This is a genomic window from Streptomyces sp. NPDC055078 (assembly GCF_053607985.1).
Genome location: NZ_JBSGUP010000057.1, coordinates 1 through 23,617, shown reverse-complemented (window position 1 = coordinate 23,617; position 23,617 = coordinate 1). Strand labels below are relative to the sequence as shown.

The 23,617-nt window shown below is 71.9% G+C and carries 19 protein-coding genes and 1 pseudogene; 15 read left to right on the top strand and 5 right to left on the bottom strand.

Going from position 1 to position 23,617, the window contains the following annotated elements:
* Positions 1-251: 251 nt before the first annotated feature.
* The 3 genes from ACWF94_RS07920 to ACWF94_RS07910 all read right to left on the bottom strand — a co-directional run bounded on the left by ACWF94_RS07920 (position 252) and on the right by ACWF94_RS07910 (position 4,011).
* Complete coding sequence (locus ACWF94_RS07920; RefSeq protein ID WP_453485768.1) at positions 252-1,898, bottom strand: PucR family transcriptional regulator; 1,647 nt, start codon at positions 1,896-1,898, stop codon at positions 252-254.
* Positions 1,899-1,944: 46 nt separating this feature from the next.
* Entirely contained in the window at positions 1,945-2,079 is a 135-nt protein-coding gene (locus ACWF94_RS07915; protein ID WP_453485766.1) for a hypothetical protein, read from the bottom strand.
* 129 nt (positions 2,080-2,208) lie between these two features.
* Positions 2,209-4,011: a glycoside hydrolase family 15 protein gene (locus ACWF94_RS07910; protein WP_453485780.1), complete on the bottom strand. Its 1,803-nt coding sequence runs from the start codon at positions 4,009-4,011 to the stop codon at positions 2,209-2,211.
* 868 nt (positions 4,012-4,879) lie between these two features.
* Between ACWF94_RS07910 and ACWF94_RS07905 the strand changes: the two genes are divergently transcribed.
* From ACWF94_RS07905 to ACWF94_RS07845, 13 genes and pseudogenes are all read left to right on the top strand, one after another.
* A complete protein-coding gene (locus tag ACWF94_RS07905; protein WP_453485778.1) occupies positions 4,880-6,607 on the top strand; it encodes a CTP synthase in 1,728 nt (575 codons plus the stop codon).
* 100 nt (positions 6,608-6,707) lie between these two features.
* Positions 6,708-7,334 carry an NUDIX domain-containing protein gene (locus tag ACWF94_RS07900; protein ID WP_453485776.1) on the top strand — a complete coding sequence of 209 codons (627 nt, stop codon included), beginning with the start codon at positions 6,708-6,710 and terminating at the stop codon, positions 7,332-7,334.
* Positions 7,335-7,599: 265 nt separating this feature from the next.
* Entirely contained in the window at positions 7,600-9,882 is a 2,283-nt protein-coding gene (locus ACWF94_RS07895) for a tetratricopeptide repeat protein (protein ID WP_453485764.1), read from the top strand.
* A gap of 143 nt (positions 9,883-10,025) precedes the next feature.
* Entirely contained in the window at positions 10,026-11,141 is a 1,116-nt protein-coding gene (gene ald / locus ACWF94_RS07890) for an alanine dehydrogenase (RefSeq protein ID WP_453485774.1), read from the top strand.
* A gap of 338 nt (positions 11,142-11,479) precedes the next feature.
* Positions 11,480-12,667, top strand: a complete 1,188-nt coding sequence (locus ACWF94_RS07885) for a ParA family protein (RefSeq protein ID WP_453485762.1) — start codon at positions 11,480-11,482, stop codon at positions 12,665-12,667.
* Positions 12,652-13,215, top strand: coding sequence for a hypothetical protein (locus ACWF94_RS07880; protein WP_453485760.1), 564 nt, complete (start codon positions 12,652-12,654; stop codon positions 13,213-13,215). Before ACWF94_RS07885 ends, ACWF94_RS07880 begins: the two co-directional genes overlap by 16 nt.
* A gap of 52 nt (positions 13,216-13,267) precedes the next feature.
* Positions 13,268-14,422: pseudogene (locus ACWF94_RS07875) on the top strand (segregation/condensation protein A); the annotation flags it as partial.
* A 191-nt stretch (positions 14,423-14,613) separates the two neighbouring features.
* A complete protein-coding gene (gene scpB / locus ACWF94_RS07870) occupies positions 14,614-15,192 on the top strand; it encodes an SMC-Scp complex subunit ScpB (protein WP_453485772.1) in 579 nt (192 codons plus the stop codon).
* Positions 15,192-16,541, top strand: a complete 1,350-nt coding sequence (locus ACWF94_RS07865; RefSeq protein WP_453485758.1) for a pseudouridine synthase — start codon at positions 15,192-15,194, stop codon at positions 16,539-16,541. Before scpB ends, ACWF94_RS07865 begins: the two co-directional genes overlap by 1 nt.
* 211 nt (positions 16,542-16,752) lie before the next feature.
* A complete protein-coding gene (gene pnuC / locus ACWF94_RS07860; protein WP_453485756.1) occupies positions 16,753-17,412 on the top strand; it encodes a nicotinamide riboside transporter PnuC in 660 nt (219 codons plus the stop codon).
* Positions 17,409-18,497 carry an AAA family ATPase gene (locus ACWF94_RS07855; protein ID WP_453485754.1) on the top strand — a complete coding sequence of 363 codons (1,089 nt, stop codon included), beginning with the start codon at positions 17,409-17,411 and terminating at the stop codon, positions 18,495-18,497. The genes pnuC and ACWF94_RS07855 overlap by 4 nt, the downstream gene beginning before the upstream one ends.
* Before the next feature lie 26 nt (positions 18,498-18,523).
* A complete protein-coding gene (locus ACWF94_RS07850) occupies positions 18,524-19,426 on the top strand; it encodes an NUDIX hydrolase (protein ID WP_453485752.1) in 903 nt (300 codons plus the stop codon).
* Positions 19,423-20,457, top strand: coding sequence for an ADP-ribosylglycohydrolase family protein (locus tag ACWF94_RS07845; protein WP_453485750.1), 1,035 nt, complete (start codon positions 19,423-19,425; stop codon positions 20,455-20,457). The genes ACWF94_RS07850 and ACWF94_RS07845 overlap by 4 nt, the downstream gene beginning before the upstream one ends.
* Positions 20,458-20,553: 96 nt before the next feature.
* Here ACWF94_RS07845 and ACWF94_RS07840 read toward each other — a convergent pair whose 3' ends face one another.
* The gene (locus ACWF94_RS07840; protein WP_453485770.1) at positions 20,554-21,288 is read right to left on the bottom strand and encodes a nucleotidyltransferase domain-containing protein; all 735 of its coding nucleotides are present in this window, start codon (positions 21,286-21,288) and stop codon (positions 20,554-20,556) included.
* Positions 21,289-21,319: 31 nt separating this feature from the next.
* The gene (locus tag ACWF94_RS07835) at positions 21,320-21,796 is read right to left on the bottom strand and encodes a Rieske (2Fe-2S) protein (protein WP_453485748.1); all 477 of its coding nucleotides are present in this window, start codon (positions 21,794-21,796) and stop codon (positions 21,320-21,322) included.
* 327 nt (positions 21,797-22,123) lie between these two features.
* Here ACWF94_RS07835 and aroH point away from each other — a divergent pair, with 327 nt between their 5' ends.
* Together aroH and ACWF94_RS07825 are read left to right on the top strand one after the other, a co-directional pair.
* Positions 22,124-22,486 (top strand): chorismate mutase, encoded by a 363-nt coding sequence (aroH, locus tag ACWF94_RS07830; protein ID WP_453485746.1) that lies wholly within the window; start codon positions 22,124-22,126, stop codon positions 22,484-22,486.
* Positions 22,487-22,505: 19 nt separating this feature from the next.
* A complete protein-coding gene (locus tag ACWF94_RS07825; RefSeq protein WP_453485744.1) occupies positions 22,506-23,591 on the top strand; it encodes a prephenate dehydrogenase in 1,086 nt (361 codons plus the stop codon).
* The last annotated feature ends 26 nt before the right edge of the window (positions 23,592-23,617 follow it).

Below are 23,617 nucleotides of genomic sequence, written 5' to 3'. Positions count from 1 at the left end.
GGCGGTGTCGGGCCGGCCACTCGCAACGCCCCTACCCGCGCGTTAAATCGTGCAGTCCCGACGTGACCCCGGAGCGGACCCCGGCCCCAGCCCCGAGGCGCCTGGGGCAAGCCCAGGACCCCGACACCAGAACACCGGCCCAGCCCCGAGCGGCCCCGGGGCAAGCCCAAGACCCCCACACCGGACCCCGACCCCCGCCCCGAAGCACCCGGGTCGGACCCCAGGACCCCGACGCGCGGGGAAATCCGATGTCAGGGCACGTGGCGGCGGGCGCGGAGGGCGAGGGTGAGGGCGAGGACGGATTGGGGGTCGTCGAGGTCGGTGGCGAGGAGTTCGGAGATGCGGGCCAGCCGGTTGTAGAGGGTCTGGCGGTTGAGATGGAGGTCGCGGGCGGTCTCCGCCTTGCGGCCCGCGTGGGTGAGATAGGACTCCAGCGTGGGCAGCAGCGGCGGACGGGAGGTCGCGTCGTGGTCGCGGAGTGGACCGATCGCGCGGTCGACGAAGGCGGCGAGGTCGGGGTGGTCGCGCAGCCGCCACAGCAGCAGGTCCGTATCGAGGCGGCGGGCGTCGTACCAGGGCCGGTCGGCGAGTCCCTGGGCGGCTGTCGCGGTCTCGGCGGCGTGCCGCAGACCCGCCGACGCCGCCGCCCAGCCACCCGCCATGCCGACCACCACAACGGGCGGCTGCGCGCCCGCGCGTTCGAGACCGGCCCGTTCCACCCCGGCGCGCAGCGCCCCGGCGACCCGGTCGGCGACGGCGACCCGCTCGGACTCGGAGCGCAGCCCCAGCAGCAGCGGAACACGGCCCTCCACCGGCCGTACGCCCAGTAGCACCGGCACCCCCAGCGTCGACAGCTCCTGGAGTACGGCGTGCGCCAGGGGCGCCCAGGTGCCCGAGGACGGGGTGATCCGCATGACGACGGGCAGCAGGGGGCCGTCACCGGGCCTGAAGCCGAGGACCCGCGCCTGGGCGGGGGCGTCATCGGCGGTGATGCGCCCCTCGGCGAGGTCGGTGAGGAAGTCGCCCCGGCCCCGGGCCGCGAGTTCCTCCTCCTGGCGTGCCTGCATCAGGACGACCGCGACCAGCCCGGCCGCCCGCTCCGCCGCCATCCGGTGCACCCTGAGCAGCGGGGAGCCCACGGCGGGCAGGACGAGCCGGGCGCGTACGGACGCGGTGCCCCGCCCGCCGCCGGGCACATCGACCAGGACGGTGCCGGCGGGCGGTGACTCCCGGGCGGTCCGCTGGCCGCGCAGCCCTTCCCACACCTGGAGGGGGTCGGCGCCGGCCTGCGCCGATCCGGAGTCGGCGGCGTAGAGGAGCTGTCCGTCGGGGGTCTCCAGAAAGACGGGGTTCGCGGTGAACTCGGCGAGGATGCGCAGGACCTGGGGGACTCCGCCGCCTTCGAGGAGCACCTCCGTACAGCGCCGGTGGACTTCCTCGGCCCGCCGCAGCAGGGCGTAGTGTCCGTTGACGATCTCGGTGTGGATCTCTTCGGTGACGGCGACGAAGGCGACTTCGCGGTGCAGCTGCACCAGGGGCAGCCCGGCGGACCTGGCGGTGTCGACGATCGCGGCGGGCAGCCGGCCGAAGCGCGGGCCGAGTTCCACGACCAGCGCGGAGATGCCCCGGTCGGCGAGCCGGCGCACGAAGGCGCGCTGTTCGGCGGGCCGGCTGCCGAGGCCCATGCCGGTGGTCAGCAGCAGTTCGCCGCCCTTGAGGAGGGAGGCGATGTTCGGTGCCTCGCCGGCGTGCACCCAGCGCACGGTGCGCTGAAGATGTTCGGCCCCGGCGACGACCTCGGGGAGCCCGGAGCGCAGTCCGGGCAGATCCAGGGCCCGTCGCACGGTGATCCCGCTCTGGGGCCCGCCCGGGGTCTCCTCTGTCTCCTCTGACTCCACTGCCTACAGCCTCGCGCTTCACTTGTGCCGGACGGGGCTTCGGAGGCTACCCGCCGGAGGCGTTCTCGCACATCAGCCGGGCGGTCGCGGCCCGTGGCCGTACGCGGGCGGCCGGGTTCTCCCGGACGCGGGCCGACCCGTATGTGCCCGGACGGAGCAGCCGGGCGCCGGTCACGGTCACGTCGAACGGGACCGAGCCGCAACGGGGGCGGTGGGTACCTGCCCGGCTCCTGCGCACCGGGCCGTGGGCGGTGCGTCGGCGGACCCCGCCCGCGGCTCCGTCGGCAGCGGGCAGGACCGGGTGCGCGCACTACCCCCCGTACGCTCCGGAGGCGGTGAGCCGCAGCGCGGTGTCGATCAGCGGGACATGGCTGAACGCCTGGGGGAAGTTCCCGACCTGGCGCTGGAGCTTGGAGTCCCACTCCTCGGCGAGGAGGCCGAGGTCGTTGCGCAGGGCGAGGAGTTTCTCGAAGAGGCGGCGGGCCTCGTCTACGCGGCCGATCATCGCGAGGTCGTCGGCGAGCCAGAAGGAGCAGGCGAGGAAGGCGCCCTCGTCGCCTTCGAGGCCGTCGACGCCGGCGTCCTGGCCGGCGGTGGGGTAGCGCAGGATGAAACCGTCCTCGGTGGACAGTTCGCGCTGGATGGCCTCGATGGTGCCGATGACCCGCTTGTCGTCGGGCGGCAGGAAGCCCATCTGCGGGATGAGCAGCAGGGAGGCGTCCAGTTCCTTGGAGCCGTAGGACTGGGTGAAGGTGTTGCGCTCGGGGTCGTAGCCCTTCTCGCAGACATCGCGGTGGATGGTGTCGCGCAGGTCCTTCCAGCGCTCCAGCGGTCCGTCCGCGTCGCCGGACTCGATGAGCTTGATGGTGCGGTCGACGGCGACCCAGGCCATCACCTTGGAGTGCACGAAGTGGCGGCGGGGGCCGCGGACCTCCCAGATGCCCTCGTCGGGCTGGTCCCAGTGACTCTCCAGGTACCGGATCAGCTTGAGCTGGAGCAGCGAGGCGTAGTCGTTGCGGGCCAGACCGGTCATATGGGCCAGGTGCAGTGCCTCGGTGACCTCGCCGTAGACGTCGAGTTGCAGCTGGTGGGCGGCGCCGTTGCCGACGCGTACGGGGGTCGAGTTCTCGTAGCCGGGCAGCCAGTCCAGCTCGGCCTCGCCCAGCTCCCGCTCCCCGGCGATCCCGTACATGATCTGGAGGTTCTCGGGGTCCCCGGCGACGGCGCGCAGCAGCCATTCGCGCCAGGCGAGGGCCTCGTCGCGGTAGCCGGTGCGCAGCAGGGAGGAGAGGGTGATGGCGGCGTCGCGCAGCCAGGTGTAGCGGTAGTCCCAGTTCCGTACGCCGCCGATGTCCTCGGGCAGTGAGGCGGTGGGTGCCGCGACGATGCCGCCGGTGGGTGCGTAGGTCAGGGCTTTGAGGGTGATGAGCGAGCGGATGACGGCCTCGCGGTAGGGGCCGTGGTACGTGCACTGTTCGACCCAGCCGTGCCAGAACTCCTCCGTCGCCGTCAGCGAGGCTTCCGGCTCGGAGAGCGCGGGCGGACGGTGGTGGGAGGGCTGCCAGCTGATGGTGAAGGCGACGCGTTCGCCGGGGGCGACGGTGAAGTCGGAGTAGGTGGTGAGGTTCTTGCCGTAGGTCTCCGCCTCGGTGTCGAGCCAGACCGAGTCGGGCCCCGCGACGGCGACGGTGCGGCCGTCGACCTTGTGGACCCAGGGCGTGATCCGTCCGTAGGAGAAGCGCATCCGGAGCGCGGAGCGCATCGGCACCCGTCCGCTGACGCCCTCCACGATCCGGATGAGCTGCGGTGCCCCGTCGCGCGGCGGCATGAAGTCCGTCACACGGACGGTGCCGCGCGGTGTGTCCCACTCCGATTCCAGGATCAGGGAGTCACCGCGGTAGCGGCGCCGGTCGGCCGCCGGGGGCTCGGCGTGCGCGGCGTGGGCGGGGCCCAGCCTCCAGAAGCCATGCTCCTCGGTGCCGAGGAGCCCGGCAAAGACAGCATGCGAGTCGAAACGGGGCAGGCACAGCCAGTCGGCCGTGCCGTCCCGGCAGACCAGCGCAGCTGTCTGCATGTCCCCGATGAGTGCGTAATCCTCGATGCGCCCGGCCACGTGCATCTCCAGTCGAACGGCCATGTCCGCCCCGAGGGGCGCTTACTGCGTCAAGGGTCGTTGACGAGCGTGGGGTTCCGGGCCGATGTCGGGGATGTCGCTTTTGGCCTGTGTCGCCCGTCGCCCACCACCCCCCTGCTCGACGCGCTTGGCGCGCCCCTGTGCATTGCTCGGCAAAGCGAGTGTCCGAGCAGGATACGACGCACGAAGGAGATCCGCGTGGCGGTCTCGACAACGTGAGTCCGCCGAACGAGTGAGCCATGGGCGAGGTGCTGGTGAGGTGCCCTGAGACGCCTTTGCGTCACCGGACGATCACCGATTCGCTCGCTGGCCTGTGCACCTTGTACGGCGTGGCCTGCGCGCTCTGTACGTGGGGACCCGCACACCCGGTGCGAGGGCCCGGGCGGGGGGCCGCCGGGCGCGGCGGATCGGCGGCCGGAGCGGTGGTCGCGGGCGGGAGGACCGGTGGCCCGGGCCGGGGAGCGGTGGCCGCGCGGGGGCGGACCGCGCGTACAGCACCGGCGGCGGACCGCACGTACAACACCGGAGGGAACACCGGTCGGATGCCGGCAGGGAACACGGGAACACGGGTCGGATGCCGGCAGGGGAGCACGGGAACACCCGTCGAACGCCGGCCGGGAACACCGGTGGGGAACCGGTGACGCGGGTGCCCCGGGAGGCTCAGGTGAGGGTGCGTGGCCGGAAGCGGTCTCCCGCCGTCGCTGTTACCCTGGTACCCCGTGGACCGGTTGCCGGCCTGTGCAGACAGAGGCTCCGAAACCGCAGCGACGGCACCCCCTGAACAACCGGGAGGGACGCCGGTACGCATCTCATCTCACCTCGCGACCACGGGAGCCCCCTCTTGGCGATGCCGCCCGCTGCTTTTCGAAACAGCACAGCCATGACGACCAAGCACATCTTCGTCACCGGGGGTGTCGCCTCCTCCCTCGGCAAGGGACTCACGGCGTCCAGCCTGGGGGCGCTGCTGAAGGCGCGGGGCCTGCGGGTCACGATGCAGAAGCTCGACCCCTATCTGAACGTCGACCCCGGCACGATGAACCCCTTCCAGCACGGTGAGGTGTTCGTCACCAACGACGGGGCCGAGACCGACCTCGACATCGGCCACTACGAGCGCTTCCTCGATGTGGACCTCGACGGCTCGGCCAATGTCACCACCGGCCAGGTCTATTCCCAGGTGATCGCCAAGGAGCGCCGGGGCGAGTACCTGGGCGACACGGTCCAGGTCATCCCGCATATCACCAACGAGATCAAGAGCCGTATCCGCCGGATGGCGACCGATGACGTCGACGTGGTCATCACCGAGGTCGGCGGCACGGTGGGCGATATCGAGTCGCTGCCGTTCCTGGAGACCGTCCGCCAGGTCAGACACGAGGTCGGCCGGGACAATGTCTTTGTCGTGCACATCTCGCTGCTGCCCTACATCGGACCCTCGGGAGAGCTGAAGACCAAGCCCACCCAGCACTCCGTGGCCGCTCTGCGCAACATCGGTATTCAGCCGGATGCGATCGTGCTGCGCGCGGACCGCGAGGTGCCGGTCGCGATCAAGCGCAAGATCTCGCTGATGTGCGATGTCGACGAGGCGGCGGTCATCGCCTGCCCCGACGCCCCCTCCATCTACGACATCCCCAAGGTCGTGCACACCGAGGGTCTGGACGCCTATGTCGTACGCAAGCTGGATCTGCCCTTCCGCGATGTGGACTGGTCGACCTGGGCCGATCTGCTGGACCGGGTGCACAACCCCGACCACGAGGTCACCGTGGCGCTGGTCGGCAAGTACATCGATCTGCCCGACGCCTATCTGTCGGTGACCGAGGCGCTGCGCGCCGGAGGCTTCGCCAACAAGGCGCGGGTCAAGGTGAAATGGGTCACATCCGACGACTGCAGGACCGCGGCGGGCGCCGCCCGGCAGCTCGGTGACGTCGACGCGGTCTGTATCCCCGGCGGCTTCGGCGACCGGGGAGTGAGCGGCAAGGTCGGCGCGATCCAGTACGCCCGCGAGAACGGGGTCCCGCTGCTGGGCCTGTGTCTGGGCCTGCAGTGCATCGTCATCGAGGCGGCGCGCAATGTCGCCGAGATCCCCGAGGCGAACTCCACCGAGTTCGACGCCGCCACCGCTCACCCGGTGATCTCCACCATGGAGGAGCAGCTCGCCTACGTCGAGGGCGCGGGCGACCTCGGCGGCACCATGCGGCTGGGCCTGTACCCGGCGAAGCTGGCCGAGGGCTCGATCGTCCGCGAGGTCTACGGCGACGAGCCGTATGTCGAGGAGCGCCACCGGCACCGCTACGAGGTGAACAACGCGTACCGCGCCGAGCTGGAGAAGAAGGCGGGCCTGGTGTTCTCCGGGACCAGCCCGGACAACAAGCTCGTCGAGTTCGTCGAGTACCCGCGCGAGGTGCACCCCTATCTCGTCGCCACCCAGGCGCACCCGGAGCTGCGCTCCCGGCCGACCCGGCCGCATCCGCTCTTCGCGGGTCTGGTGAAGGCCGCGGTGGAGCGTGCGTCGCGCGAGCGGGAGCCGGTGGGCGGCACGGCGGCGGGCGGTACGGCGGCGGAGCACACGCCGGGGCGGTGACCGCCAGGCGCTACCGTTGATCGGGGTATGTGCCTTCTGCCGGCGTATACCCCGGTCCGGCGGTGCGGCAGCGGGAGGATCTCTCTATATGGACAGGGCCATGGTCATCAAGGACACCCCCGAGGAGTGGCGCGTCACCGCGACCGCGACTCCGTTCCGGGGCAACAAGACGAGTGTCCGCACCGACGACGTGATCATGCCCGACGGCACCGTCGCGCGCCGCGACTACCAGGTCCACCCGGGCTCGGTCGCGATCCTCGCCCTCGACGAGGACGACCGGGCGGTGGTCCTGCGCCAGTACCGCCACCCCGTGCGCCAGAAACTGTGGGAGATCCCCGCCGGACTGCTGGACGTCCCCGGTGAGAACCCGCTGCACGCCGCCCAGCGCGAGCTGTACGAGGAGGCCCACGTCAAGGCCGAGGACTGGCGGGTGCTCACCGATGTCTACACCACACCCGGCGGCTGCGACGAGGCCGTACGGATCTTCCTCGCCCGCGATCTGTCGGCCGCCGATGGGCGGCGCTTCGAGGTCTCCGAGGAGGAGGCGGACATGGAGCTGGCGCGGGTGCCGCTGATGGATCTCGTCCGGGGCGCGCTCGCCGGAGAGCTGCACAACAACTGTCTCGTCGTCGGCGTACTGGCGGCCACCGCCGCGCTCGCGGGCGACGGCCTCGACGCACTGCGCCCCGCCGGGGCGCCCTGGCCGGCCCGGCCCTTCGAAGCCTGACCCGCCCGTCGAAGCCTGACCCGACCCCTGACCCGCCCTTCGAGGCCGGACCCGCCTTTCGAGACCGTCCTCCGGCGCCCCGCGGGGCCATCCGGGGCTCCTCGCACGGCATCTGTCGGATGATCCTTCGATCCGATTGATCCGATCAGGTGATGTACCGGACGCGCTCCTACCGGTTCGTCGCAGAGAGTGAATTACGCTCGGAACGCCCGTGCGGATTCCCTGCGGGCTCGGCTCGTGCGCGGACTGGACGGGAGCGTGGCCCGTGACGGATCAGGCGGTGGATTCGGTCGGCAGGACCGGCACGCCCGGTGGCCACTTCTTCGGGCGGCAGCGGGAGTTGAAGTCCCTTCAGGCCGATATCGAACGGGCCGGACTCGACACCATCGCGGGCCGCAAGGCCGCCCGCGCCCGGGTCCTTCTGATCGCCGGACGCCCCGGTTCCGGGCGGAGCGCGCTCGCCGGGCGCCTCATCGGCACGATCGCGGGCGACTACCCGGACGGGGTGCTGCGGGCCCGGCTGACCGAGCCCGGCGGACGGCAGGTCCCGACGGAGGAGACGGCCCGCGCGCTGCTCGACGCCCTCGGTGTCGAGGGGCCGCCCGGCGCGGACGGGGACGAGCTGAGCGCGATGGTCCGCGACGCGCTCGCGGGCCGCCGTACGATCCTCTTCCTCGATGACGCCGTCGACGCCGAGCAGGTCGATCCGCTGCTCCCCGACGACGCCGGCGTGCTGGCCGTGGCGGTGTCCCGGGGGCCGCTGACCGGTATCCCCGACGTACGGCCGTGCACGCTCGGCGGCATGGACGCCAAGGCGGCCATCGAACTCCTCGCCACCTTCACCGGATCGGTCCGGATCACCGTCGATCCGCAGGCGGCGGAGACCGTCGCCGAGGAGTGCGGGGGACTGCCCGCGGCGCTGGCCCTGGTCGGCGGCTGGCTGGCGGCCCGGCCGGGGACCTCGGTCGCGGACGTGACGCGGCGGCTGCGGGCCCTGCCCGAGGACAGCGAGCCGCCCAGGGCCGCCCGGCCGCTGGCCCGCGCGTTCCGGCTGGTGTACGGATCCCTGTCGCCGCAGTCCGCCCGGACGCTGCGGCTGCTCGCCCTCGCGCCCGCCGGACTCGCCGACGAGCACACCGCGTCCGCGCTCGGCGGCTGCGCGGTACCCGAGGCCGAGCAGGCGCTGGAGGAGTTCGTGGCCCTCGGTCTGCTGCACCGGGAAGACGACCGGTACCGGGTGCCGGGCGCTCTCGCCCCCCTGCTGAGCGACCGGATGGAAGCCCTCGACAAACCCGCCGAGGTACAGCTCGCCCGCGCCCGGATGCTGGAGCGCGTCGTACGGCAGCTCCAGGCGTGCCGGGGCATCACCGAGCCGGAGGGATCCCCTCCGCGCACGGCGCTCGCCGGGATGCCGCGCGCCCTGCGGTTCGCCGACGCATCGGCCGCCGAGGAGTGGCTGTGCGCCCGGCTGCCCGCGCTGATGGCGTCCGCGCGGGTCGCTGTGGCCGACGGCGATCTGGACACCCTGGCGAGACGGCTGGTGTCCGCGCTGGTCAGAGCGCTGGCCGCGCATCGGGGCACCGAGGCGTCGGCGCCGGAGCTGTATGCGCTGCACCAACTGGTGCTGGGGGTCGCCGAGCGCCGGGAACTGCACCGGGAAGTGGCCGCCGCACTGCTCAATCTCGCCGATCTCGACGCCAGGACCGGGCGCGGCGAGGCCGCGCTGGCCCGTTACCGGGCCGCCCTGGTCGCGGCACGGGCGGCGAACGACCCGTACGCCATCGGTCGCGCGATGGAATCCGTGGGCGGTGCCTATCAGGAGCTGGGGGACTGGCACCGGGCCGCCGACTGGTACGGCCGGGCGCTCGCCCAGCGCCAGACCCGCGACGAGCGCGCGGAGGAGGCACGGCTGTACGGACGGCTCGGCACCGTCCACACCTACGCGGGCCGCTACGGCGAGGCGCTGCGCGACTGGCGCGCGGCGGTCGCGGGCCACCGCAAGGTCGGCGATCTGCCGGCACAGGCCCGCGCGCTGAGCGAAGTGGCGCGGGTCCAGGAGTACGCGGGCAGGCCCGAGGAGTCGCTGGTCACCTGCCGGGATGCGGTGGAGTGGGCACGGCAGGCCGGGGACGACCGGCTCCAGGCGGCCCTCCAGCTGAGACTGGCCGACACCCTCGACCGGCTGGGCGACCCGGCCGCCGCCCGGCTGCACCGGGCCACCGCCGAGCGGCTGCTCACCGAGGACGGCGCCGAGGAGAGCGCTGAGGAGGGCGCTGAGGAGGGCGCCGGGGAGGGCGTCCAGGAAACGGGGACGGCGGCTGCCGCGGAGCCGGCGGGGATGACGGAGCCGGCGGGGATGACGGAGCCGGCGGGGATGACGGAGCCGGCGGGGGTGACGGGGATGACGGGGGCGATCGGGGCGTCAGGGCCGGTGGGGGCAGCGGGCGCCGGAGCCGCAGCAGCCGTGGAAGACACAGCAGATGAAGCGAAGAGGGACAAGCAGGAAGGTTCTACCTACGATATCCGTAGCACTTCGGTCCAAGAATAATGCTTTGTAAGGCTAGACAGCGAGAACTCCTTCATTAGACTGGCTACGCCGCGACTTTCCCGTGGTGTCTCCTGGTGCACCCGTTGCGTCCGGGTATGAATGGAATTACTCCTGTATCCCCTGAGCCAAGGACCGTGATCGACGTGAAGGTCGGCATCCCCCGCGAGGTCAAGAACAACGAGTTCCGGGTGGCGATCACCCCCGCCGGTGTGCACGAGCTGGTGCGCCACGGCCACGAGATCCTCATCGAGCGGCACGCCGGTGTCGGCTCCTCGATCACGGATGACGAGTTCATCGCCGCCGGGGCTCGGATCCTGCCCACCGCCGACGAGGTCTGGGCCGCCGCCGACCTGGTGCTGAAGGTCAAGGAGCCCATCGCCGAGGAGTACCACCGCCTCCGCAAGGACCAGACGCTCTTCACCTATCTGCACCTCGCCGCCTCCCGCGAGTGCACCGATGCCCTGCTGGAGTCCGGCACCACCGCGATCGCCTACGAGACGGTCGAGACCGCGAACCGCCAGCTGCCGCTGCTGGCCCCGATGTCCGAGGTCGCGGGCCGACTGGCCCCCCAGGTCGGCGCCTACCATCTGATGCGCTCGGCCGGCGGCCGGGGAGTGCTGCCCGGCGGTGTCCCCGGCACCCACGCCGGCAAGGCCGTCGTCATCGGCGGCGGGGTCTCCGGCTGGAGCGCCACCCAGATCGCCGTCGGCATGGGCTTCCATGTCACCCTGCTCGACCGGGACATCAATAAACTGCGCGAAGCGGACAAGTTGTTCGGCACCAAGGTGCAGACGATCGTCTCCAACACCTTCGAACTGGAGAAGGCCGTCATCGAGGCCGACCTCGTCATCGGCGCCGTCCTCATCCCCGGCGCGAAGGCACCAAAACTCGTCACCAACGAGCTGGTCGCCAAGATGAAGGCCGGAAGTGTCCTTGTCGACATTGCGATCGATCAGGGCGGCTGCTTCGAGGACTCGCATCCGACCACCCACGCCGAGCCGACCTTCATGGTCCACGACTCGGTCTTCTACTGTGTCGCCAACATGCCGGGCGCGGTGCCCCACACCTCCACCTACGCGCTCACCAACGCCACGCTGCCCTACATCGTGGAGCTGGCGAACCGTGGCTGGGTCGAGGCACTGCGCCGTGACGCCGCGCTCGCGCTGGGCCTCAACACCCATGACGGCCAGGTCGTTTACCGTTCCGTGGCCGAGGCGCACGGGCTGCCGCACGTCGAGCTGGGCGCCCTCATCGGCTGACGGCCGACGCCTTTCGTCAACATCGTGCCCCCGGCCGGATCTTGCCAAGCGAGGTCCGGCCGGAGGTGTCCCACCCCCTCGGGGGGCGCGTTCAACTCCGCCTCGAACGTGACGCTTCAACCGATTCGCGCACCCCCGGAACCGGCGCCCGAAGACGCGCCGGGACGGCCCCGCACCCTTGACAGAAGGGTGTTCCGTTGCCGACACATAGGGCTGGGTCCGGTGGATTGTGTTGCTGCGGAGCGGTGACACGCCATAGAGTCGCCAACCGTCGGCATGGTGCCACGCTGACCTATCGATAAAGATTCCTGGTCACATCCAAGGAGGTAAGACGACTTGTGAATGAGTCGACAATTACTCCCGGGGGTGGTCAAGCGGGAACGCATGCGCGGGGCCAGAGCCCGTTGTCCGGTCGTGAGGCTGTCGGCTCCGTCGGTTCCCTCGTGGTACGGACCTTCGCGACACGCCAGGACACCACGCACATGACGACAGCCCACACGATGAAGATGACGGACGGCCAACACGTGAACGCCATGGCCGGCAACGGGAGTGGCCGAGAGTCCACCCATTTCGCCGCCTACGAGGAAGTCCCCGAGGGTCACTTCTACGACCCCGACGCCGAATACGAGCCCGATCCCGAGTACGCGGCCACCCTTGCCCCCGACGCCGCGCGCCAGCGCCGTGAGCGGATCGGCCCCACCGGGCGGCCCCTGCCGTACTTCCCCATCCCGGGTCCGCTGACCGATCACGGTCCCGCGAAGATCATCGCGATGTGCAACCAGAAGGGCGGCGTCGGCAAGACGACGTCGACCATCAATCTGGGCGCCGCGCTCGCGGAGTACGGACGGCGGGTCCTGCTCGTCGACTTCGACCCTCAGGGAGCCCTGTCGGTCGGCCTCGGCGTGAACCCGATGGAACTGGACCTCACCGTCTACAACCTGCTCATGGAGCGGGGCATGGCGGCGGACGAGGTGCTCCTGAAGACCGCCGTGCCCAATATGGACCTGCTGCCGAGCAATATCGACCTCTCGGCGGCCGAGGTGCAGTTGGTGAGCGAGGTCGCGCGCGAGTCGACGCTCCAGCGGGCGCTGAAGCCGCTGATGTCGGACTACGACTACATCGTGATCGACTGCCAGCCTTCGCTGGGGCTGCTCACGGTCAACGCCCTGACCGCCGCGCACAAGGTGATCGTCCCCCTGGAGTGCGAGTTCTTCGCGCTGCGCGGGGTGGCGCTGCTCACCGAGACGATCGAGAAGGTCCAGGAACGGCTGAATCCCGACCTGGAACTGGACGGCATCCTCGCCACGATGTACGACTCCCGCACGGTGCACAGCCGCGAGGTGCTCGCGCGGGTGGTCGAGGCGTTCGACGAACACGTCTACCACACCGTGATCGGGCGCACGGTGCGCTTCCCGGAGACCACGGTCGCCGGTGAGCCGATCACCACGTACGCGTCGAATTCGGTCGGCGCCGCCGCCTACCGTCAGCTCGCCAGGGAGGTGCTCGCCCGGTGTCACGCCGAGTGAGTCTGCCCGGGGCCGACGAACTGTTCCGTACGACCGGGGGTATGGCACTCCAGTCGTCCGCGCCCCGCAGGCAGTCGAACGGGGAGCAGAGGGTTCCGGCGCCCGCGGGGGAGAGCGATCCCCTTAAGGGCGGCGAGGGCCACGATTCCCCCGCCGGGTCCCAGGAGCACTCGGCGGCGGAGGCGGACGGTGCCGGTGAGGGCCGCAGCCGGGGCGAGGAGGCCGCGGCACAGGCCCAGACCCCCGCTGGGAAGGCCCGGCGCTCCCAGGCCCCTCAGGAGGCCGCTGGGGCACCAGGACGCCGTGGTCGGGGCCGGGGTGCCAACCGGCGGCCGAGCGGCCGGGAGCGGCACGACGAGAAGATCACGGTCTATGTCTCGGCCGAAGAGCTGATGGACCTCGAACACGCGCGGCTGGTGCTGCGCGGGGAGCACGGGCTCGCGGTGGACCGCGGGCGGATCGTGCGCGAGGCGGTCGCGGTGGTGCTCGCGGATCTGGAACAGCGGGGCGACGCGAGCATTCTCGTCCGCCGTCTGCGCGGTCGCTGAGGGTAGCCTGCGCGCTGCCCCTGCTGCACTTCTGCACTTCTTTGGAATGCCCTTGACACCGGCCGACTCGCCTGGCCCCGCCCGCCCGCCCCGCCGCGCGCTGGGCAGGGGCGCGGAGCCGCTTCCGGCGGTCCGGCGAGGGCAGGAACCTTCCCTCACTCCGCCCGGCCCCGACGCGGACGCCGGGCCGAGCCGGGCCGACACCCCGGGGCCCGGGTCCGTCGAGCCGCCCGCGACCCCCTCGGAAGAGCCGGATGTTCCGGAGCAAGCGGAGCAACCGGAACAGATGGAGCAGCCGGAGGGACCGGAGCAGCCGGAGGGACCGGAAGCGTCCGCCGAGCCGGTCGCGGAGGTTCCCGCCAGTGCGTCGCCCGGGGACACCGGGGCGGCGGCAGCCGCCGACGACGGGCGGTTCACCGTTCGGCTCGCGAACTTCGAGGGCCCGTTCGATCTGCTGCTCCAGCTCATCGCCAAGCACAAGCTCGATGTGACCGAAGTCGCACTGTCCCGGGTCACCGATGAGTTCATGACGTACATCCGTGCCATGGGAGACGACTGGGACCTCGACCAGACCACCGAGTTCCTCGTTGTCGCCGCCACCCTGCTCGACCTCAAGGCCGCCCGGCTGCTGCCCGCCGCCGAGGTCGAGGACGAGGCCGACCTCGCGCTGCTCGAAGCGCGCGATCTGCTGTTCGCGCGGCTGCTCCAGTACCGCGCGTACAAGGAGATCGCCGAGATCCTCAGCGCCCGGCTGGACGCCGAGGCCCGGCGCTACCCGCGCACCGTCGGGCTCGAACCGCACCACGCCGAGCTGCTGCCCGAAGTGGTGATCAGCATCGGGGCCGAGGGGTTCGCCCGGCTCGCCGTGAAGGCGATGCAGCCCAGAGCCAGACCGCAGGTGTACGTCGATCACATCCACGCCCCCCTGGTGAGCGTGCGGGAACAGGGCGAGATCGTCGTCGCCCTGCTGCGGCGGCGCGGCCGGATCGGCTTCCAGGAGCTGGTGGCCGACGCGGAGGACACACTCACCGTCGTCGCGCGCTTCCTCGCCCTGCTGGAGCTGTACCGGGACAAGGCGGTCGCCCTCGAACAGGAGGACGCCCTCGGTGAACTCCTGGTCACCTGGACCGGCGGCGAGGGCGACACAGAGGTCACGGTCACCGACGAGTTCGACCGTCCCCCTGAGGCCGTACGGGAGGATTCCCGGCAGCCCGGCGACCCCGAGGGCGACCCGGCGGGCCCCGGTGGCTCCCGTAGCGGCTCCGGCACCGGCCCGTCCACCGGCCCGCGCACCGGTCACCCCGCAGCCCTCGACATCGCAGGCGCCCACACCGCAGGCCCCGACATCGCAGAGGAGAAGGCGTGAGCGATCTCAAGCCCGCCCTCGAAGCCGTACTGATGGTCGTCGACGAGCCGGCCACCGAGGAGCATCTCGCCAAGGTCCTGGAGCGGCCCCGGCGGGCGGTGGCCGACGCCCTGCGCGAGCTGGCCGATGAGTACACGGCCCAGGGCAGGGGCTTCGAGCTGCGGCTCGTCGCGGGCGGCTGGCGGTTCTACTCCAGGCCCGAGCACGCCGGGTCGGTCGAGCGCTTCGTACTCGACGGCCAGCAGGCCCGGCTCACCCAGGCCGCCCTGGAGACTCTCGCGGTCGTCGCCTACCGGCAGCCGGTCAGCCGCTCACGCGTCTCCGCCGTACGCGGAGTGAACTGCGACGGCGTGATGCGCACCCTCCTCCAGCGCGGTCTGGTCGAGGAGGCGGGCGCGGAACCCGAAACAGGTGCGATCCTGTACAGGACGACGAACTACTTTCTGGAGCGGATGGGCCTGCGCGGTCTGGACGAGCTGCCGGAGCTGGCGCCCTTCCTCCCCGAGGCCGAGGCGATCGAAGCCGAGACGGCTGAGGCGCAGGAAGGTGTTCCGTCGTTCGATCCGGACGCTCCGGACTCAGACGCGAATGACAAGACGACGGAACTTTGATGCGAAGCAGCGGCAGGAACAGCAGCGGGAACAGCGGCGGGCGCGGTAACCACCGCGGCGCGGGCGGTGGCCGCGACGACAGGCAGAAGCGCGCGGGCAGGCCCCGTCCCGAGGAGCGCCGCTACGACGTGGGCGGTTCCCCGTCCGACGGGCCGAGGTCCGGCGGTGGCCCGTCCGGCAGGTCCGGTGGTGGCCCGTCCGGCAGGTCGGGCGGTTCCTCGTCCGGCGGGTCCAGGTCCGGCGGCGCCGGGTCGGGCGGCCCGCGCTCCGGCAGGTCCGGTGGGGCTCCGTCCGGCAGGTCCGGAGGCGGCGCGTCCGGTGGCCAGCGGTCCGACGGTCCGCGCTCCGGTGGCCAGCGGCCCGACGGTCCGCGCTCAGGTGGTCCGCGCTCGGACGGTCCGCGCTGGGACGGGCCGCGCTCGGACGGGCCCGCCAGGGGCCGTGGGGCGGCGGCGCGCGGCGGTGCCAAGGGCGGACCGAAGCAGTCCCCCAAGCAGCCGCCCAGGGGCGGCAGGTCCGTTCCGGCCCGCTCCCGCGAGTACGACGCCCGTACCGAGGAGCGCAACCGGGAGCGGTACGCCGACCGGCCGCAGGTCTCCCCGCCCAAGACCTTCCCGGGCGCCGAGCAGGAGGGCGAGCGGCTCCAGAAGGTGCTGGCCAGGGCCGGGATGGGCTCCCGCCGGGCCTGTGAGGAGATGATCGACCAGGCCAGGGTCGAGGTGAACGGCCGGATCGTCACCGAGCAGGGGCTGCGGGTGGACCCGGAGCACGACGAGATCAAGGTCGACGGGCTGACCGTGGCGACCCAGTCGTATCTCTTCTTCGCGCTGAACAAGCCCGCGGGTGTCGTCTCCACCATGGAGGACCCCGACGGCCGACAGTGCCTCGGAGACTATGTCACCAACCGGGAGACCCGGCTCTTCCACGTCGGCCGGCTCGACACCGAGACCGAGGGTGTCATCCTGCTCACCAACCACGGCGAGCTGGCGCACCGGCTCACCCACCCCAAGTACGGCGTGAAGAAGACGTATCTCGCCGCCATCCAGGGCCCGCTGCCGCGCGACCTCGGCAAGCGGCTCAAGGACGGCATCCAGCTGGAGGACGGCTACGCCCGCGCCGACCACTTCCGGGTCGTGGAGAACACCGGCAAGAACTATCTGGTCGAGGTCACCCTCCACGAGGGCCGCAAGCACATCGTGCGCCGGATGCTCGCCGAGGCGGGCTACCCCGTCGACAAGCTCGTACGGACCTCGTTCGGATCGATCGGGCTCGGCGACCAGAAGTCCGGCTGGCTGCGGCGGCTCACCAACACCGAGGTCGGCATGCTGATGAAGGACGTCGGTCTTTAGACGCCTTTAGACGCCTTTAGGCGTCTTCAGGCGCCATTAGGCCCGTGGAGAGCGCCCGCGATACACCTCGGGAACCGAAGAAGCCCACGGCGGTCGACGCCGTGGGCTTCCCGCGTCCTATGCCCGCATCTTGTGCCCACGTCTCGTGCCCGAGTCTTGTGCGATCCGCGACAACCCTTTTATAGTCAGTATGACTATTAAGGAGGCGGGCGTGAGCCTCGCGGACGTACTGGACCCCTTGCAGCAGCCGCTGTTCACCGTGCTCGACACCCCGGTCAGCTGGACCGAGGTCCTCGGATTCGGCAGCGGCGCGCTCTGTGTCTGGCTCGTCGCCCGGCAGCACCTGGCCAACTGGCCCGTCGGTATCGCCAACAACCTCTTCTTCGTGCTGCTCTTCACCCAGGCCGGTCTGTACGCCGACGCCGGTCTGCAGGTCGTCTTCATCAGCCTCGCCGCCTACGGCTGGTGGACCTGGACCCACGGAGGCGGACCGGGCTCAAGCCGGCTCCCGGTGCGGCGCACCACCCGCACCGAGTGGAGCTGGCTGCTGGTGGCGGGGGCGCTGGGGACCGTCGCGATCACGCTTCTGCTGGACCGGGCCACCGATTCGACCGTCCCCTTCTGGGACGCGCTCACCACCGCCCTGTCGCTGATGGCGACCTATGGGCAGTGCCGGAAGCGGCTGGAGTCCTGGTGGCTGTGGATCGCGGCCGATGTGGCCTATGTCCCGCTGTACGCGCACAAGGGGCTGTATCTGACCGCCCTGCTGTATGTGGGATTCATGACCCTGTGCGTGATCGGACTGCGCAACTGGTCGCGGGACGCCGGCGCCCGCCGGACATCCGCCGAGGTGGCCGAGGTGACCGTATGACGCCCTACCGGCACGGACTCGTCCTCGGGAAGTTCTATCCGCCGCACGCCGGGCACCACCATCTCGTGGCGACCGCCGCCGACCGCTGCGAGCTGCTGACGGTCCTGGTGTGCGCCGCTTCCGTGGAGTCGATCCCGCTCGCCGACCGGGTCGCCTGGATGCGCGAGGTGCACCCCGGCGTCCGGGTCGTGGGCGCCGTCGACGACATCCCGATGGATGTGCACGACCCGGCGGTCTGGGACGCCCATATGGCCGTCTTCCGCGCGGCCGTGCCCGAGCAGGTCGACGCCGTGTTCACCTCCGAGGCGTACGGGGGCGAACTGGGCCGCCGCTTCGGCGCGGACTCCGTGAGCGTCGACCCCGGGCGGAGCCTGTTCCCGGTCTCCGGGACCGCCGTGCGCAAGGACCCGGTGGGCTGCTGGGACTTTCTGCGGCGGCCCGTGCGCGCGGCGCTCACCCGGCGGGTGGTCGTCCTCGGCGCGGAGTCCACGGGCACCACGACGATGGCACGGGCGCTGACCGAGCACTACCGGCGCCGGGGCGGGGTCTGGGCCAGGACCCGCTGTGTACCGGAGTACGGGCGGGAGTTCAGCGAACACAAGCTCGCCCGGCTGCGGGCCGAGCGCCCCAGGGCCGACTGGGCCGATGTGTCGTTCGCGCCGGAGGACTTCCCGGTGATCGCCCGGCGGCAGTCCGAGCTGGAGGAGGAGGCCGCGCGGACCGGTTCGCCGGTGCTGTTCTGCGACACGGACGCGTTCGCGACGACGATCTGGCACGAACGCTATCTGGGCGGCCCGAACGACGAGGTGGCGCGCATCGCCGCCCGGGGCAGGCAGCATCTGTGGCTGCTCACCGACCACGAGGGAGTCGCCTTCGAGGACGACGGACTGAGGGACGGGGAGCAGCTGCGGCCCTGGATGACCGGCCGGTTCGCAGCCGAACTCGCCCGCACCGGACGGCGGACCGTCGCCCTCACCGGGCCGCACCAGCGGCGGCTCGCCACCGCGGTCGCCGCCGTCGACGACCTGCTCGGCGAGGGCTGGGGCCTCGCCGAGCCGCTGCCGGATCTCTCCGAACGCCGTTGACACGGGAAGGGCGGACCACGGGGAACATGCGGGACACGCACGACGCACCGAGCACGCACGACGCACCGAGCACACACGACGAACAGAGCACACACGACGAACGGGGCGGGCCGGGCGTACGGGCGGGGATCGAACCGGGCGGGCCGCCCGTGCGGGACCACGGCCGTCCTGGCGGGCCGGGCGTACGGGAAGGGGCCGGGCCGGACGGCGTGCCGGACTACGACCCGCGCGCCTTCCCGCCCTTCGCGGTCACCGTCGACCTCGCCGTCTTCACGGTCCGCGAGGGGCAGCTGCACGTCCTCCTCGTCCAGCGCGGCGAGGAGCCGTTCAAGGGCGCGTGGGCGCTGCCGGGAGGCTTCGTACGCCCCGATGAGTCCGCGGAGAGGGCCGCCCGCCGTGAACTGGCCGAGGAGACCGGGCTGTCCCGGCGGACCGTCGGGCACCTCCAGCCGGAACAGCTGCGGACCTACAGCGAACCGGACCGCGACCCGAGGATGCGGGTGGTGTCCGTCGCCTACACCGCCCTGCTGCCGGATCTGCCCGAACCGCGCGGCGGAGGGGACGCCGCCCACGCCCAGTGGGTACCCCTCGGCGCCGCGGCCCCCCTCGCGTTCGACCACGACGCGATCCTCGCCGACGCGCACGACCGCGTCGGCGCCAAGCTCGAATACACCTGTCTCGCCACCAGCTTCTGCCCCGCCGAGTTCACGCTCGGCGAGCTGCAACAGGTGTACGAGACGGTGTGGGGCGTCGAACTCGACCGCCCCAACTTCCGGCGGAAGGTCCTCGCCACGCCCGGCTTCGTCGAGGCAGTCGAGGGCCCGCCGCGCCGCACCGGCGGCCGGGGCAAACCGGCCGCGCTCTACCGGGCGGGAGCCGCGTCCGCTCTGCACCCACCACTTCTGCGACCGGAAGGACGGCAGCCATGACCACGCTCAGGACCACGAGGACCCTCACCAAGCAGGCCGCCACCGGCTCGCTCATCGGGCTGGCGCTCGGGGACGCGATGGGCTTCCCCACGGAGTTCAACGACGTACCGCAGATCCTCGCCAAGTGCGGCCCCTGGCGGGAGATGGAACTGCCCCGGCCCGCGTGCGTCACCGACGACACCCAGATGACGCTCGCCGTGGCCCGCGGCATCCGTACGGCCATGGACCGGGGGCTGCTCGACGCCTTCCGGCTCACCCAGCCGCTGCGGGACGAGTTCACCGCCTGGTACCACGACCCCGAGAACAACCGCGCCCCCGGCCGCACCTGTCTGACCGCCTGTGGGCTGCTCGACGACGACCTGCTGCCGTGGACCCGGGCCAGCCAGCTCGGCTCCAAGGGCTGCGGCGCCAATATGCGTGTCGCGCCGGTCGGACTCGTCCCGGGGCTGAGCGAGCAGCAGCGGGCGGGCGCCGCCCAGTTGCAGTCCGCCCTCACCCACGGCCACCCCACCGCGCTCGCGGCGAGCGATCTGACGGCCCGTGCGGTGTTTCTGCTGGCCCGGGGCGCGGAGCCGATGGGGCTCGTCGGCCGGCTGCGTTCGTACGCGTACGAGAACCGCAGCCGCTACTACCAGCGCTGGCTCGGCGATCTGTGGAGCTATGCCCACGACGCGACCCCGCAGGCGTTCATCGCCCGGGGCTGGGACGAGTGCCTGGGGGCCCTGGACCGGGTGGCGACAGCGCTGCGCACGCCCGCCCCGGAGACCGACCCGTGTCTGACGACCGGCGACGGCTGGGTCGCGGAGGAGGCCCTCGCCACAGCGCTCCAGTGCTTTCTGCTCTTCCCCGACGAGCCCGCCCTCGCCCTGCGCCGGGCCGCCTGCACCCGGGGCGACTCGGACTCCATCGCCGCGCTGACGGGCGCGCTCGCGGGGGCCCATCTGGGCGCCGGGGCCTGGCCCAAGGAGTGGGCGGAGCGGATCGAGTACCGCAGCGATCTGATGTCCCTGGGAGCGCTCTGGGACTCCTGAACCGCGTGAACCTGTTGGCACCCATGTAAAGCTGTTTGAAGCCGTTTGGAGCTGTTTGAACCCGCTTGCGGCTCCGGATCACCCTCCCGGCGGGGATCACGGCCGCTCGGGGAGCCCCCGGAGCCCTTCGGCACCCGCGTACGGGTCCGACCGCAGCGCCGACGCGCGCCGGACCCGGAACAGGAAGTCCTCGACCCTGGCGTGGTCGGCCTCCGCGGGGAGCGGGCTGCGGACCGCCGCCGACTCCGCCTCGTCGGCGGCGCGCGCCATCCAGGACTCGACCTCGCCCCAGGAGGTCTCCCCGCGCCTGACCGCCAGGAGCCGTTCGCGGTCCTCGCCCACGTCGAGGACGAGTTCTCCCGTACGCAGCAGACGGCCGCAGGACATCAGCAGCCGCAGCAGATGCATCGCGTGCTTCCAGCGGGGCGTGCCGTGCTGCCGGATGTCCGAATCCAGCTTTCGGCGCTGGCCCCGCGCGTAGCGGACGAACGTCTCATGGGCCCTGCGGGACAGGAACGCGCCCCTCAGGGCGAGCAGTTCACGGCCGGTGGCGTCCACGCGTTCGACGAGAGGGGAGTGCAGACACTCCAGGACATTGGGGTTCGCCCGCAGAGCGAGTTCACAGAACCGCTCCAGCTCCCAGGAGAACCGCTCGCTGTCCGGGCCGTCGATATGCGCCGGCGGCTTGCCGAAGCGCCAGTAGAGCGGGGTGGGTGCCACGAAGACGCCACGGCGGTCGGTGTCGCTGTCCTCGGTGGCGAGGCCGAAGGCCCGCGAACCCATCACACAGGAGTAGACCGTGTGGTCGCGCACCAGTTGTTCCGGGGTCATCACCGGTTCGTCCGGGGTCATGCCGCACAGGCTATGCGAGCAGGATCGTGTCCCCGGCGACGGTGATCTGCTCCCGCGGCAGCGGGCGGGTGGCGGGGCCATTGGCCACCGACGCGTCCGCCACCCGGAACCGGCTGCCGTGGCAGGGGCAGTCGATGGTGCCGTCCGCGACCTTGTTCACCGTGCAGCCCTGATGGGTGCAGACGGCGGAGAACGCCTTGAACTGGCCCGCCACCGGCTGTGTCACCACCACCTTCGGCTCGGGGAACACCTTTCCGCCGCCCACCGGGATCTCGGACGTCCTCGCCAGGAGCCGGCCCGGGGACGCGGGTGTGGACGGCGGGCCGGTCCCGGGCTCCGTCGTGGCCGACCCGGGCTCCGTGGTCGCCGGTACGGGGGTGGCCGTCCGTTCCGGGGCCGGTCCGTCACCGCCCCCGCCGCACCCCGCCACCAGGGCGGCGGCGCCCGTCGCGCCCGCCGTCAGCAGTGTCCGCCGCCGTGCGTCCATGGCCGGTCTCCCTCGCTCGTGCCGCCTTCTCCTCCGTATCCTGACGCCCGCGCCCCGTCGGCAGAAGCAACCGGGCGACGCGCGCCGCCAAGTGGCGGGGTGGCCCGGTCCGGGTGACATTGGCCGTGACCGGAGTCCGTGGCAGCCGTCGCCCGCCGTCGCCTGTGGTCGCCTGTGGTCGCCCGCCGTCTCGGAGGGCGGTCGCGGCGGCCCGGCCCCCGGGTATCTGGCTACGCTGAACGGAGCATTCGCACACCGGTACCGCGTTGGGTACCGCATCCGGTACCCGCACCGGGGCGACACCGAGGAGACCGAGGAGTACACGACGTGGCGGTACGAGCGGTCCGGGGCGCCGTCCAGCTGGAGCGGGACGACGCCGGGGAGATGGACGAGCGGGTCGGGGCGCTGATCACCGCCGTGCTGGAGCGGAACGCCCTCGTCGCCGACGACGTCATCAGCGTCTGGTTCACGGCCACGCCCGACCTCCACAGCGACTTCCCGGCCGCCGCGGCCCGCAGGCTCGGCATCGTCGACGTACCGCTGATCTGCGCCCAGGAGATGGACGTCCTGGGCGCGATGCCCCGAGTCGTACGGATACTCGCCCATATCGAATCCGGTCTCGACCGGGCCGAGATCACCCATGTGTACCTCGGTGCCGCCGCCGCTCTGCGCAAGGACATCGCCCAGTGAGACGCAAGGACATCGCCCAGTGAGAACCGCCGTCGTCATCGGAACCGGCCTGATCGGCACCTCGGCCGCACTCGCGCTCGCGGGCCGTGGCGTCACCGTCCATCTCGTCGACCACGACCCGGAGCGCGCCCGTACCGCCGCCGCGCTCGGCGCGGGCACGGACGAGCCGCCCGAGGGTCCCGTCGACCTGGCGATCGTCGCCGTGCCCCCGGCGCATGTCGCGGGCGCCCTCGCCGTCGCCATGCGGGCGGGGACCGCCCGGGGGTATCTCGATGTGGCCAGCGTCAAGGCCGGCCCCCGGCGCGAGCTGGAGGCCCTCGACCTGGACCTCTCCGCCTACATCGGTACGCACCCGATGTCCGGGAAGGAGCGCTCGGGCCCGCTCGCCGCGACCGCCGATCTCTTCGAGGGGCGGCCGTGGGTGCTCACCCCCACCCGCGACACCGACACCGAGGTCCTCAACCTCGCCCTCGAACTGGTCGCGCTCTGCCGCGCCGTCCCCGTCGTCATGGCCGCCGACGCCCACGACCGGGCCGTCGCCGTCGTGTCGCACACCCCCCAGCTGATCTCCTCCATGGTCGCCGCCCGGCTGCGCGAGGCCGACGACACCGCCGTACGCCTGTGCGGCCAGGGCATCCGCGATGTCACCCGGATCGCCGCCTCCGACCCCCGGATGTGGGTCGAGATCCTCTCCGCCAACCCGGGACCGGTGGCCGATGTGCTGTCCGGGGTCGCGGCCGACCTGGACGAGACGGTCCAGGCGCTGCGGTCGCTCCAGTCCGCCGACGAGTCCAAGCGCCGGGACGGCGTCCAGGGCATCGAGGACGTCCTGCGCCGCGGCAACGAGGGCCGCACCCGGATCCCCGGCAAGCACGGTGCCGCACCGGCCTCGTACGACATCGTCGCCGTTCTCATCAGCGACCAGCCCGGCGAGCTGGCCCGCATCTTCGCGGACGCGGGCCGCGCGGGGGTCAATATCGAGGACGTCCGTATCGAGCACGCGACGGGGCAGCAGGCGGGGCTGGTGCAGCTGATGGTGGAGCCCGCGGCGGCGACGATCCTGACCGCCGCGCTCCGCGAACGCGGCTGGTCGATCCGCCAGTAGCCCGCGCCGCTCACGGGGCCCAGGGC

Coding starts and splice junctions, on each gene's coding strand:
- ACWF94_RS07905 (WP_453485778.1), top strand. CDS start 4,880: ATGCCGCCCGCTGCTTTTCGAAACAGCACAGCCATGACGACCAAGCAC.
- ACWF94_RS07900 (WP_453485776.1), top strand. CDS start 6,708: ATGGTCATCAAGGACACCCCCGAGGAGTGGCGCGTCACCGCGACCGCG.
- scpB (WP_453485772.1), top strand. CDS start 14,614: ATGGTCGTCGACGAGCCGGCCACCGAGGAGCATCTCGCCAAGGTCCTG.
- ACWF94_RS07865 (WP_453485758.1), top strand. CDS start 15,192: ATGCGAAGCAGCGGCAGGAACAGCAGCGGGAACAGCGGCGGGCGCGGT.
- ACWF94_RS07855 (WP_453485754.1), top strand. CDS start 17,409: ATGACGCCCTACCGGCACGGACTCGTCCTCGGGAAGTTCTATCCGCCG.
- ACWF94_RS07850 (WP_453485752.1), top strand. CDS start 18,524: ATGCGGGACACGCACGACGCACCGAGCACGCACGACGCACCGAGCACA.
- ACWF94_RS07845 (WP_453485750.1), top strand. CDS start 19,423: ATGACCACGCTCAGGACCACGAGGACCCTCACCAAGCAGGCCGCCACC.
- ACWF94_RS07840 (WP_453485770.1), bottom strand. CDS start 21,288: ATGACCCCGGAACAACTGGTGCGCGACCACACGGTCTACTCCTGTGTG.
- ACWF94_RS07835 (WP_453485748.1), bottom strand. CDS start 21,796: ATGGACGCACGGCGGCGGACACTGCTGACGGCGGGCGCGACGGGCGCC.